Annotated in this window: 10 protein-coding genes and 1 pseudogene; 3 read left to right on the top strand and 8 right to left on the bottom strand. The window is 68.0% G+C overall.

The window, feature by feature from the left end; translation table 11 throughout:
• Positions 1 to 2,090 (bottom strand): annotated as a pseudogene (locus KXR53_RS33610) (hypothetical protein); the annotation flags it as partial.
• Between the two features lie 367 nt (positions 2,091 to 2,457).
• Between KXR53_RS33610 and KXR53_RS33615 the strand changes: the two are divergent.
• Together KXR53_RS33615 and KXR53_RS33620 are read left to right on the top strand one after the other, a co-directional pair.
• Positions 2,458 to 2,709 (top strand): Lrp/AsnC ligand binding domain-containing protein, encoded by a 252-nt coding sequence (locus KXR53_RS33615; protein ID WP_026871221.1) that lies wholly within the window; start codon positions 2,458 to 2,460, stop codon positions 2,707 to 2,709.
• A 19-nt stretch (positions 2,710 to 2,728) separates the two neighbouring features.
• Positions 2,729 to 4,339 (top strand): M20/M25/M40 family metallo-hydrolase, encoded by a 1,611-nt coding sequence (locus KXR53_RS33620; RefSeq protein WP_437379990.1) that lies wholly within the window; start codon positions 2,729 to 2,731, stop codon positions 4,337 to 4,339.
• Between the two features lie 16 nt (positions 4,340 to 4,355).
• Here the strand turns inward: KXR53_RS33620 and KXR53_RS33625 are convergent, their stop codons facing one another.
• The 6 genes from KXR53_RS33625 to KXR53_RS33650 form a co-directional block, all read right to left on the bottom strand.
• Positions 4,356 to 4,727: a cytochrome C oxidase subunit IV family protein gene (locus KXR53_RS33625; RefSeq protein WP_437379991.1), complete on the bottom strand. Its 372-nt coding sequence runs from the start codon at positions 4,725 to 4,727 to the stop codon at positions 4,356 to 4,358.
• Between the two features lie 11 nt (positions 4,728 to 4,738).
• Positions 4,739 to 5,470 (bottom strand): heme-copper oxidase subunit III family protein, encoded by a 732-nt coding sequence (locus KXR53_RS33630; RefSeq protein ID WP_437379992.1) that lies wholly within the window; start codon positions 5,468 to 5,470, stop codon positions 4,739 to 4,741.
• Positions 5,471 to 5,484: 14 nt separating this feature from the next.
• Positions 5,485 to 6,189 (bottom strand): cytochrome c oxidase subunit 3, encoded by a 705-nt coding sequence (locus KXR53_RS33635; protein ID WP_437379993.1) that lies wholly within the window; start codon positions 6,187 to 6,189, stop codon positions 5,485 to 5,487.
• Positions 6,190 to 6,200: 11 nt separating this feature from the next.
• Complete coding sequence (ctaD, locus tag KXR53_RS33640; protein ID WP_437379994.1) at positions 6,201 to 7,964, bottom strand: cytochrome c oxidase subunit I; 1,764 nt, start codon at positions 7,962 to 7,964, stop codon at positions 6,201 to 6,203.
• A gap of 102 nt (positions 7,965 to 8,066) precedes the next feature.
• A complete protein-coding gene (locus KXR53_RS33645; RefSeq protein ID WP_437379995.1) occupies positions 8,067 to 8,897 on the bottom strand; it encodes a cytochrome c oxidase subunit II in 831 nt (276 codons plus the stop codon).
• Positions 8,898 to 9,248: 351 nt separating this feature from the next.
• On the bottom strand, positions 9,249 to 9,638 hold the full coding sequence (locus KXR53_RS33650; protein WP_437379996.1) for a c-type cytochrome: 390 nt from the start codon (positions 9,636 to 9,638) through the stop codon (positions 9,249 to 9,251).
• Between the two features lie 270 nt (positions 9,639 to 9,908).
• On the opposite strand from KXR53_RS33650, the gene KXR53_RS33655 reads away from it, so the two are divergent.
• Positions 9,909 to 10,769 (top strand): DUF2189 domain-containing protein, encoded by an 861-nt coding sequence (locus KXR53_RS33655; RefSeq protein WP_437379997.1) that lies wholly within the window; start codon positions 9,909 to 9,911, stop codon positions 10,767 to 10,769.
• A gap of 125 nt (positions 10,770 to 10,894) precedes the next feature.
• Here the strand turns inward: KXR53_RS33655 and KXR53_RS33660 are convergent, their stop codons facing one another.
• On the bottom strand, positions 10,895 to 12,499 hold the full coding sequence (locus KXR53_RS33660; protein ID WP_437379998.1) for an MDR family MFS transporter: 1,605 nt from the start codon (positions 12,497 to 12,499) through the stop codon (positions 10,895 to 10,897).
• Between the last annotated feature and the right edge of the window lie 24 nt (positions 12,500 to 12,523).

Here is a 12,523-nt window from a genome sequence, read left to right on the forward strand (position 1 = left end):
CCCGCCACCAGGGCGATGCTGCCCGTCAGCTGGATGTGGAAGTCTGCGGTGCCGTCGCCGTTGACGTCGCCGGCGATGGTGGTGAGGCCGCCGCCCACGGCGAAGCGCAGCTGCCCCGCGACACCGGTAAAGGTCGCCGTGCCGATGAAGGTGAAGGCCTGGTTGCCGCCGGCCAGTGTGCTGGCGTCGACGGCCGCCAGGTCGATCCTGTCGCCCTGGGCCTGGCTGAAATCGGTGATCCGGTCGGCGCCAGCCCCGACCGGGCTCTGCGCCGCGCTGCCATAGACGAAGCGGTCGGCCCCGGCGCCGCCGATCAGCGTGTCCTTCCCGCCGGCCCCGGTGAGCACGTCATTGCCGTTCAGGCCTTGAAGCACGTTGTCGCCGGTGTTCCCGACCAGGCTGTCATTGCCCTGGCTGCCGAGAAGGTTCTCGATGCTGGTCAGCGTGTCGCCCGCGGCGTCGCCGCCGGCGCCGATGCCGGTGACGAGGCTGACCACGACCCCGGTCAGGCCAGTGTGATAGGTGGCGATATCGATGCCGGCGCCGCCGTCCAGCACATCGGCCCCGGCCCCGCCGCGGAGCAGGTCGTTGCCGTTCCAGCCCTGCAGCGCATTGGCGCCGCTGGTCCCGATCAGGGTGTCGTGGCCCTGGCTGCCGGAGAGGTTCTCGATGCCGGCCAGCGTGTCGCCCTGGGCATCGCCGCCGCTGCCGGTGCCGGCCGTCAGGTTCACCGTGACCCCGACCGCGCCGGTGACGTAGCTGGCGGTGTCGGTACCGACGCCGCCGTCGAGCGCATCGGCCCCGGCCCCGCCGCGGAGGATGTCGTCGTCGATGCCGCCGGAGAGCGTGTCGTTGCCGATGTCACCATCGAGAGTGTCGTCGCCGACACCGCCCATCATGACGTCGCGCAGGGAATCGCCGGTCAGGGTGTCGTCCCCCGCCGTGCCGGTGGTGGTGCGGATCAGCTCGTCGATCGAGCTGTGGACCGAACCGCCGTCGCCGTCGGTTTTGCTACTCTGACTCACGCTGGCCACCACGCCGCCAGCCAGGCCCAGGATCTCGCCTTCGAGGACGGCATTGCTGGCTGAGTAATTGGCGCCGGCGGCGGCGCCACTCGGGTCATAGGCCTGATAGTAGAAAACGCCGTTGTCCTGCCAGCCGACCACGAAGAAGCCGTTGGACAGGACGGTCACTGTCGGACGCAGTTGAGCGCCCGCGATGTCGGTGTTGACCCAGATATAGCCGCTGCGCGCCGTTCCGTCGGCATTGTAGACGCGCGCCGTGATCTCGGTGTTGTCGGCGCCGATCCAGCCATTGTCGACATAGGCGACGACGAAGCCGCCATCCGGCAGGGCGGCGACCTGGACGTCCCGGTTGAACGAGCCAGTGTTGTCGATCAGGTGATGGCTGCCGGGTGCGTCGCCCGCGGCCGTTACGGGAATACCCGATGCGTTGTAGAGCTGGAACCAGACCGAATGGTCGCCGCCGGCGGCCGCGGACTGTTCCCAGGCCACGACGAATCCGCCGGAGGCGAGGCCGGCGACCGAGGCATGGTCGGTGGCGACGCCGAACTGGCCGTCGACGGAGATCGGCCCGCCGATCTCGTCGCCATCCGCCTCGTATCGCTGGACCAGGAGATCGGTGTCGCCGGAACCGTAGTCGCGGGTGTAGGCCACGGCGAAGCCGCCGGACCCTAGCGCCGTGACGTCGGATTCCCGCAGAGGCTTTTCATTGGCAGGCACCGCGAAATCCAGGAACGGGGCGCCGTCGCCGAGGATCCGGACCCGAACCGTATCGGTGCCCGAACTGCTGTCGGTGAAGGTCACGACGTTGTGGCCATTGCCCAGCAGCGCCATGCTGGCGTCGAACTGGTTGCCGGTCAGCGTGGTATTGAGGTCGTGTTCTGCGCCCGGCGTGCCGTCGGCATCGACGTATCGGCCGCGGACAAAGGCGCTGCCGACGCTCCAGGCCCCCAGATAGCCCCCGTCGGCGGTCGCGGTGATGGCGACATCCGACTGATTGCCGAGCGTCTGTCCATTCAAGATGAAACCCAAAACCTCAGCGGCCCATGAATAGGTGACCGTGGCCATGATCCCCTCCTGTTCAAATGTCGTGTCAGCAAATGCTTACCGCCGGACTATGCCAAAGAGCCGCGATACGAGATCGTGGCCAGATTGGTTCTCTATTGCTCACAGCGGCGTTTTGCCCTTGATCCCGCCGCACTCAATCGGATCAAGAACGGATATTGTTATCTCGACACTCTTCTCTGGCGGCCGGATCCTCTCCGGGGATCGCATGGTCAAATTGCGGCCAGCGGTGCGCCGCGGTCACATATTATTTTATGAACTGTGCCAGAATTATGGTCGGAAGCCTTTCTTGCAGCGGGGCCATCCCCGGCATGACCTCGCGCCGCGACCGGGCTAGGATCGGCCGAACCCGAGTCACGGAGGCCGCGGGATGCGTCCGATCTTCATCATGGTGAAATGCGAGCTGGGCCGCGCCTATGACACGGCCGAGCATGCGGTGGACGAGATCGAGGAGGTGTCGGAGATCTACTCGATCTCCGGCCAGTACGACCTGATGGTCAAATGCTACCTGCCGGAGAGCATGGATGTCGGCCGCTTCGTCAACAGCCGCATCCACGCCCTGCCGCATGTCAAGGACACGATGACGCTGATCACCTTCAACGCCTTCGCCGGCAAGGGCTGAGGCGAAGGACGCCCCGATCATGACCGATCTCGCCGCCCGCGCCGAGCACTGGGCGCTGACCCTCACCCGCATCCCCAGCGTCACCGGCACGGCCGACGAGGTCGCCTTCGCCGAGGCGCTGTGCGGCCTGCTGCGCGCCAGCCCGGCCTTCCGCGACCGGCCGGAGGATGTCTGGACCATCCCGGCTGGCGACCGGCTGGGCCGCGCCAGCGTCGCCGCGCTGCTACGCGGCCGCGGCCCGCGCACCGTGGTGCTGACCGGCCATTTCGACACGGTGACGACCGCCGATTACGGCGAGCTGCAGCCGCTGGCGACCGAGCCGGAGCGGCTGAAGGACGCCCTGCTGGCCCGGCTGCGGCAAGGTGCGAACGGCGAGGCGGAACGGCTGGCACTTGAGGACCTGTCCGGGCCGGACTTCCTGCCCGGGCGCGGCTTGCTCGACATGAAGGGCGGCCTCGCCGCCGGTCTCGCGGTGCTGGAGGCGGCGGCCGCGGAGCCGGAGCGCGACGGCAACCTGCTGTTCCTCGCTGTGCCGGACGAGGAGGTCAACTCCGCCGGCGCCCGCAGCGCCGCCCACGCCCTGCCCGGCCTGGCGGAGCGGCTGGGCCTCAGCCTCGACGCCGCGATCAATCTCGACTGCCTGGGCGACACCAGCGACGGCCGCTTCGGCCGCTCGGTGGCGCTGGGCAGCGTCGGCAAGCTGCTGCCGAGCGCGCTCGTGATCGGCCGGGCGGTGCATGCCGCCGACACCATCCGCGGAGTCGGCGCCGCCGCCCTGGCCGGCGCCATCGCCGCCGCGGTGGAATGGGCGCCGGAGCTGACCGAGAGCCTGGGCAACGCCTCCGGCACGCCGGCGACGCTGCTGGGCATGAAGGACGGCAAGGCCGGCTACGACGTCACCACGCCCGGCACCGTCTGGATGTTCTGGAACACCGCGCTGTACCGGCGCGGCCCGGAAGAGGTGATGGCGCCCTTCGCCCGGCTGGTCGAGGACGCGGTCGCCGGCGTCGCGGCGCAGCTGCGCCGGCGCGGCGGGGCCGATGTGCCGGAGGTGCCGGTGCTGCGCTTCGCCGAGCTGCGGCAGGAGGTGCTGGCGCGCTCGCCCGAAGCCGAAGCGGTGCTCGCCAGGGTGGCGGCGGAGGTGGCGGCGGCCGGGCTCGACCTGCCGGAGCAGTGCCGGCGGATCACCGAGGCCCTGTGGCGGTTGAGCGGCCGCAGCGGTCCCGCGGTGGTGCTGGGCCTCGCCTCGATGCCCTATCTGCCGGTGTCGCTGGGCGAGGATGAGGCCGGGCAGCGGCTGCGGCGGGCGGTGCGCGACGCCGCCGCCAAGATCGCCGCCCGCCATGGCACCACGATCGGGCTCGAGCCCTGGTTCCCCGGCATCTCCGACATGAGCTTCCTCGGCCGGGGCGACGAAGGCTCGGTCGCCGCCATCGCCGCCGACACCCCGGCCTGGGGTGCCGGCCTGCCCTGGCCGGACGGCCCGGCCCTGGCGCAGATCCCGATCGTCAACGCCGGCCCCTGGGGCCGCGACTACCACACGCCGCTGGAGCGCATCCACCGCCCCTACGCCTTCCAGGTGCTGCCGGAGCTGATCCGGGAGATCGCGGATGGGGTGTTCAGGGGTTGAGGGAGGATGCCCTCTCCTACCGCCCGCCGCCCATGAACAGCACCCGGCTCAAGAGCGTGTAGTCGGACTCGAACACCATGATGGCGACGAAGACCAGCAGCACCCCGGGCGGCACCAGGATGGCGTAGATCAGGGCCAGCCGCTCCCAGGCCATGTGCATGAACACGGCGACGATCAGCCCCGCCTTCAGCATCATGAACAACAGGATCAGGCTCCAGCGCAGCAGGCCCTGCAGCGCGAAGTAGTCGACCAGGTAGGAGCAGAGGCTGAGCACGAACAGCCAGCCCCAGACCACCAGGTAGAGCCTGATCGGGTGCTGCTGGCCCTCGGCATGGGCGACGGCGGGCGTCTGCCCGTGGGTTTCCTCGACATGTGCCGCGTGTGCCATGGCCCCGTCCCTCACCACAGATAGAACAGCGCGAAGATGAACACCCAGACCAGATCGACGAAGTGCCAGTACAGGCCGGTGATCTCGACGATCTCGTAATGGCCCCGGCGGCTGGTGAAGAAGCCGCGCTTGCCCGTGTCGAAGTCGCCGCGCAGCACCTTGCGGGCGATGATCAGCAGGAAAATGACCCCGATGGTGACATGGGTGCCGTGGAAGCCGGTGATCATGAAGAAGGAGGAGCCGAATTGCGGCGCGCCCCAGGGATTGCCCCAGGGCCGCACCCCTTCATGGATCAGCTTGCTCCACTCGAAGGCCTGCATGCCGACGAAGGTGGCGCCGAAGGCCGCGGTCACCAGCATCAGCACCGCCGTCTTCACCCGGTCGCGGCGATAACCGTAATTGACCGCCATGGCCATGGTGCCGCTGCTGCTGATCAGGACGAAGGTCATGATCGCGATCAGGATCAGCGGCACCGATTCCCCGCCGATGGTCAGCGCGAACACCTCGCTCGGGTTCGGCCAGGGTTCGGTGGTCGACATCCGCACCGTCATGTAGGACAGCAGGAAGCAGCCGAAGACGAAGGTGTCGCTGAGCAGGAAGATCCACATCATCGCCTTGCCCCAGGACGCGCTCTTGAAGGCGCGCTGGTCGGACGACCAGTCGGCGGCGACGCCCTGCCACCCCTTGGGGCGTGCGATCGATGATGCTGCCAGATGCGGCTCGGCCAGATGCGACTCGGCCATCGCGTGGACCTCCCCTAGCTCAGCAATCGCTGGCAGATCTCGGCGAAGCGGCCCGCCCAGCCGGTCAGGAGGGCGAGCAGGATCAGCCAGACCAGCAGCAGGAAATGCCAGTACAGCGTGCACAGCTCGACACTGAGCCGCAGCCGCTCCGGCCGGTCGCCGCGCCAGGCCCGGGCGCCGGTGCGGCCCAGGGCGACAAGGCCGCCCAGCACATGCACGCCGTGCACCGCGGTGACCAGGTAGAAGAAGGAATTGGCCGGGTTGGTGGCCAGGAAATAGCCCATCAGATGCAGCTGCTGCCAGGCCAGCAACTGCCCGACCAGGAACACCAGCGCCGCCGCGCCGCCGGCCAGGAGGCCGGTGCGGACATCGGCCAGGTCGTGGCGCCGGGCGGCGCCCTGGGCGCATTGCAGGGCGGCGCTGCTGGCCACGAGGGCCGCGGTGTTGACCCACAGCAGCGCCGGCACCGGCAGCGACCGCCAGTCGGGCATCGCCATGCGCATGGCATAGGCGCTGATCATCAGCGCGAACAGCGCCCCGGCGACGGTCAGGAACACGCCGAGGCCGATCTTGGCGGTGGGCTGCGGCGAGGCGCCGGTGGCCGGCACGTTGCCGGCCGTGCTCTCCTCCAGCCACGGCTTCGCCGTCAGCCCCTGGCGCGCCAGCCACCACAGGGCGACGGCGCCGACCGCCAGCATGAACAGGGTGACGACGATCATGGCCGGCGCCCTCAGCCCGACGGCGTGGTCCGGGGCATGTTCTGCGGCAGGAAATCCTGCGCCGCCCCCGGCACGCTGTAGTCATAGGCCCAGCGATAGACCACCGGCACCTCGCGGCCCCAATTGCCGTGCGGCGGCGGGGTGGTCGGCGTCTGCCATTCCAGCGTCGTCGCCCGCCACGGATTGCCGCCGGCCTCGCGGCCGTGCCGCAGGCTCCAGATCAGGTTGAACAGGAACAGCAGCTGGGCTGCGCCGACGGTCAGCGCCGCGAGGGTGATGAAGACGTTCAGATCATGGGCCGAGGCCGGGACGAAGGCGGTCTCGCCGAGCTCGTAGTAGCGCCGCGGCACCCCGATCAGGCCGATATAGTGCATCGGGAAGAAGATCGCGTAGGCGCCGATGAAGCTGACCCAGAAATGGATCTTGCCCATCGTGTCGTCGAGCATCCGCCCGGTGATCTTCGGGTACCAGTGGTAGATCGCGCCGAAGATCACGAAGATCGGCGCCACCCCCATCACCATGTGGAAATGGGCGACCACGAACATGGTGTCGGACAGCGGCACGTCGACCACGACATTGCCGAGGAACAGCCCGGTCAGCCCGCCATTGACGAAGGTGATGATGAAGGCGATGGCGAACAGCATCGGCGTCGTCAGATGGATGTCGCCGCGCCACAGCGTCAGGATCCAGTTGTAGACCTTGATCGCCGTCGGGATGGCGATGATCAGCGTCGTGGTGGCGAAGAAGAACCCGAAATACGGGTGCATGCCGCTGACATACATGTGGTGCGCCCAGACCACGAAGCTGAGGGCGCCGATGGCGACGATCGCCCACACCATCATGCGGTAGCCGAAGATGTTCTTGCGGGCGTGGGTGCTGATCAGGTCGGAGACGATGCCGAAAGCCGGCAGGGCGACGATGTAGACCTCCGGATGGCCGAAGAACCAGAACAGGTGCTGGAACAGGATCGGGCTGCCGCCGCCGTATTTCAGCTGCTCGCCCATCTCGACCAGGGCCGGCATGAAGAAGCTGGTGCCGAGCAGCCGGTCGATCAGCATCATCACGCAGGCGACGAACAGCGCCGGGAAGGCCAAGAGGGCCATGATCGTGGCGGTGAAGATGCCCCACACCGTCAGCGGCATCCGCATCAGCGTCATGCCGCGCGTGCGTCCCTGCAGCACGGTGACGACGTAGTTCAGCCCACCCATGGTGAAGCCGATGATGAACAGGATCAGCGACGCCAGCATCAGGATGATGCCCAGGTCGCGGCCGCCCGGCGTGCCGGACAGGATCGCCTGCGGCGGGTACAGGGTCCAGCCGGCCCCGGTCGGCCCGCCGGGGACGAAGAAGCTCGCCACCAGCACCAGCACGGCCAGCAGATAGACCCAGTAGCTCAGCATGTTGACATAGGGGAACACCATGTCCCGCGCGCCGAGCATCAGCGGGATCAGGTAGTTGCCGAAGCCGCCCAGGAACAGCGCCGTCAGCAGGTAGATCACCATGATCATGCCGTGCATGGTGATGAACTGGTAGTAGCCGTTGGCGTCGATGAACGGGAAGACCTCGGGGAAAGCGAGCTGCAGCCGCATCATCCAGGACAGGACCAGCGCGACGAAGCCGATCGCCAGCGCCGTTCCGGCATACTGGATGGCGATGACCTTGGCGTCCTGCGAGAACACCCAGGTCGTGAGCCAGCTCTTCGGATGGTACAGCTCGACATCCGGCACCTCGGCCGGCGGAACGGGCTCAATGGGTTCGCGGATGACGTCCACCATGGGCGTGTCCTCCTGCTTCCTCCCCGGCCGGGCTCGACGGGGATCGGCCCAGCCGTACGATACTCCCTCCTCAGCGGCCCCCTCCCCTTTGCGGGGGCCGGATCAGTTCGCGGCGGCCACCTCGCTGGTCCGCGGCGGCGACGCGGCCGAGACCTGGGAAAAGGTCGTCTGCTGCGCCAGCCAGGCGTCGTAGTCGGCCTGGGAGTCGACCACGACGAAGCCGCGCATATAGGGATGGCCGACGCCGCACAGCTCGGCGCACAGCACCTCGAAGCTGCCGGTCCGGGTCGGCGTGAACCAGTAATAGGTGACCGAGCCCGGGATCATGTCCATCTTCGCCCGGAACTGGGGCACGTAGAAGTCGTGCAGCACGTCGGTGGCGCGCAGCAGGATCTTGACCGGCTTGTCGATCGGCAGGTGCAGGTCGCCGCCCTGGATCAGCACGTCGTCCTGGCCAGCAGCATCGTCGGCATGGATGCCGAATGGGTTTTCCGGCGTCACCGCCTCGGTCGAGGCGGTGCCCAGCTTGCCGTCCTGACCAGGCAGCCGGTAAGCCCATTGCCATTGCTGGCCCAGCACCTCGACCTCGGCCGCATCGTCCGGCACAGTGACGAACTGGGCCCAGACCACGAGGCCGGGCGCCAGCATGGCGATGACGCCGACCGCGGTGGCGATGGTCAGCCAGCCCTCCAGCCGCTTGTTCTCCGGCTTGTAGTCGGCGACGCTGCCCTCGCGGTGACGGAAGCGCCAGACGCAATAGGCGATGAACAGGACGATCGCGGTGAACACGACGCCCGTGATCCAGAAGGTGATCTCGATGGTGCCGTCGATGTAGTGCCAGTTCGAGGCGATCGGCGTCCACCACCACGGGCTCAGCATGTGGAACACCACCGAGCCGACGGCGACCAGAACCAGGACGAGCGCAGTCTTCATCTCCGGTCATCCCCGTCTTGATGCGGTTGCATGGACGAGAGGGCCGGGATCGGAGCTGGGGTCGGTTTTCGGGTGGGATGCGGCACAGCGCGGGGACGTCCTGCACCCCGGCCCATGTGGCCGGCGCGGCGGTCTCCCCCTGATGGTGGCCACATCTTCATTGATGGCGGCCTTCACACTCGTCGAGGCCGGCCGGCTTCTTCGTCTGGCTTGGCCGTCCCGCGTCACGGTCGACGCGAAGACGACCCTTGTAGCATCAGACTTGTCCGGCCTTGGCCTGTAAATCGATGATGCGGGGCGGGCCGTTCGGTTGTCAACCGATGTCGGGCGGCAGCCGGCGGCCCTGCCGGCTCACTTCTTCTTGCCGTCGGCGTCGTACTGCTTGAGGAAGGCGATCAGGTCATCGATCTGCTTGTCCTGCTTCAGGCCGACGAAGGCCATCTTCGTGCCGGGGATCTTGGTCCGCGGGCTCTTGATGTATTCGCGGAACACCGCCTCGTCCCAGACGATGCCGGAGTTCTTGTTGGCCTCGGAGTAGTTATAGCCCTCGACCGTGCCCGAATGGCGGCCGAACAGCCCGTTCAGCTTGGGCCCGACGGCGTTCTTGGCGGTTTCGCCGACCTGGTGGCAGGCCCGGCACTGCTGGAACACCTTCTCGCCCGCCGCCGGGTCGCCCTCCGCCCGGGCGCTCATGGTCAGGGCCGCGAGGGCCAGGGCCGCGATCAGGGTCGAACGCATCATCACCGCTTCCTCCTGCTGGGATCGGGGGCGTTGCCGCCGCCCCGATACTCCGGTTTTCGGCCGCGGGCTTCAAGGCCCGCGCACGCGGCCGGCGCCGCTGCGAATCGTTCCGGACGAGAATCATGTCGAGAATGACAGGGGACGGAATGTCGCATCCAGGTTATACTTTGGTCCATGGCGGGTCGCGGCGAGCGTGACCGGCGGCCACGCCAGGCCGCGGTGCCACGGTCGACGCAGGCCCCCCTCGAACCAAGTTCGGGAGGAACGGACATGACCATCCGAAACCCCCTGGAATGGGGAGCGGACCAGCTCAAATTCGGCGGCCACGCCCTGCGTTCCGGCAGCCGGACCGTATTCCACGCCGAGGAGAATCCGAATGCCCTGGCCCCGGCGGTGCACCGCATCGGCCTGGCCGATCTGCGCGACGCCCTGGCCAAGGGCCTCGAGGATTTCGGCCACTACCGCACCGACGTGCTCTATCTCTGCCTGATCTACCCGGTCGTCGGCCTGGTGCTGGCTCGGGCCATGGTCGGGCAGGACATGATTCCGCTCCTGTTCCCGCTGGCCTCGGGCTTCGCCCTGATCGGCCCCTTCGCCGCGATCGGCTTGTACGAGATGAGCCGGCGGCGGGAGATGGGCCAACCGTCCAGCTGGGGCGCCGCCTTCGACGTGCTGCGCACCCCCCGCTTCGGCGTGATCCTGCTGGTCGGTGCGATCCTGGCGGCGATCTTCGTGCTGTGGATGTTCCTGGCCTGGGTCATCTACAACAACACGCTCGGCCCGGGCGAGCCCGAGTCGCTCGGCGCCTTCCTCGGCGACGTGTTCGGCACCTCGGCCGGCTGGACGCTGATCGTCGTCGGCTGCGGCGTCGGCTTCGTCTTCGCCGTGATCGCGATGGCGATCGGCGTGGTGTCCTTCCCGTTGCTGCTCGACCGCGACGTCGGTGCCGACACCGCGATCTGGACCTCGATCCGCGCCGTGGCGGCGAACCCGATCCCGATGGCGGCCTGGGGCCTGATCGTCGCCGCCGGCCTCGTCGTCGGTTCGATCCCGCTCTTCGTCGGGCTGATCGTGGTCATGCCGGTGCTCGGCCACGCCACCTGGCATCTGTACCGCAAGCTGGTGAATTGACGGGCCGCCCCCTACCCGTCATCGCGAGGTGCGAAGCACCGTGGCGATCCAGGGGTCCGTGCCGCTGGATCGCCACGCCCCTGCGGGGCTCGCGATGACAATGAAGTGAGGCCGGCGATATTTGCTCAGTGTGCCCCGCCGCCGGCAGCCGCGCCTTTGCGCATGACGAAGACGCAGGCGGCTGAGGCCAGCAGGATTATGCCGAGCACGGCGAAGGTGTCGCTGAAGCCCATCACCAACGACTGTGCCTTCACGCTCTTGCCGATGGCGATCACCGCCTGGTGCTTGGCGGTGGCCGGGTCGGCCACGCCATGCGCCATGAAGTAGCTGGTCATCTGGTCGATCCGGGTCCGCACCTCCTCCCGGAACAGCGTCACCGACTGGCCGATGATGTTGGAGTGGTACTGCTCGCGCTTGGTCACGATGGTGCCGAGCAGCGCCGTGCCGAAGGCGCCGCCGAGATTGCGCAGCATGTTGAACAGGCCCGAGGCCGCGGCGGATTCGTGCCGGGCGATGCCGGCCATGGCGATGGCCGAGAGCGGCGCCATCACCACCGCCTGGCCGATCGCACGGACGATGTTCGGCACCAGCAGTTGATCGCTGCCATAGACCAGCGACATGTGGGTGTTCATGAAGCAGCTGTCGGCGAAGACCAGCAGCCCCCCGGCCACCAGCCAGCGGGCGTCCATCCGCCCCATCAGCATCGGCACCAGCGGGATGATCAGCAGCTGCGGCAGGCCGGTCCAGGCCATGACTTGGCCGATCTGCTGCGAGTCGTAGCCCTGGACCTGGGCCAGGTACTGCGGCAGGAGATAGGCACTGCCATAGAGGGCGAAGCCGAGGAAGATGTTGGCCAGGGTGCCGAAGCCGAAATTGCGGCGCAGCAGCAGCCGCAGGTCGACCGCCGGCTTCTTCGCCACCTTCAGCTCGATCCACAGGAACAGCGACAGGAAGACGACGGCGACCGCGGTCAGCCGGACGATGAAGGGCGAGCCGAACCAGTCGTCCTTGTTGCCCTCCTCCAGCACCGTCTGCAGCGCCGCCAGGCCGATCGCCATGGTGCCGATGCCGAGCCAGTCGCCCTCCTTCAGCAGGAAGAGGCGCATCGGCTCGCGCTCCAGCGTCGCGGCCAGCCCGGCCAGCATGAAGCCGCCCGGCACCAGGTTGATGTAGAAGATGTACTGCCAGCCGTAATTGTCGGTCAGCCAGCCGCCTATGGTCGGGCCGATCGCCGGCGCGAAGGTGGCGGTGATGGCGAACAGCGCCATGCCCATCGGCCGCTGCGACAGCGGCAGCTTGGTCATCACCAGCGTGAAGGCCATCGGGATCAGCACACCGCCGGTGAAGCCCTGGATGCCGCGCAGCAGGATCATCTCGCCGAGATTGGCGGCGAAGGCGCAGGCCACTGAGAACACCAGGAACAGCGCCGTGTTGGCCAGCAGGAAACGGCGGAAGGAAAAGACCTGGCTGAGATAGGCGGTCAGCGGGATGACGATGATCTCGCCGATCAGGTATGAGGTCGAGATCCAGGCGCCGTTGTCGACGCCGGTGCCGATACCGCCCTCGATCTGCGGCAGTGAGGCGTTGGTGATCTGGATGTTCAGCACCGCCATGAAGGCGCCGAGCAGGCCGGAGAAGACGGCGATCCAGGTGGTCAGGCTGGCGCGGTCGGCGGAGCCGGCGGCAGGCCCGGCCGGCGGGGCGCCGGCGGCGACGCTGGTGGAAGACATGGATTTGGCTCTCCGGCCGCGGCG

It is taken from the genome of Inquilinus limosus (assembly GCF_051487185.1).
GTDB lineage: Bacteria > Pseudomonadota > Alphaproteobacteria > DSM-16000 > Inquilinaceae > Inquilinus > Inquilinus limosus_F.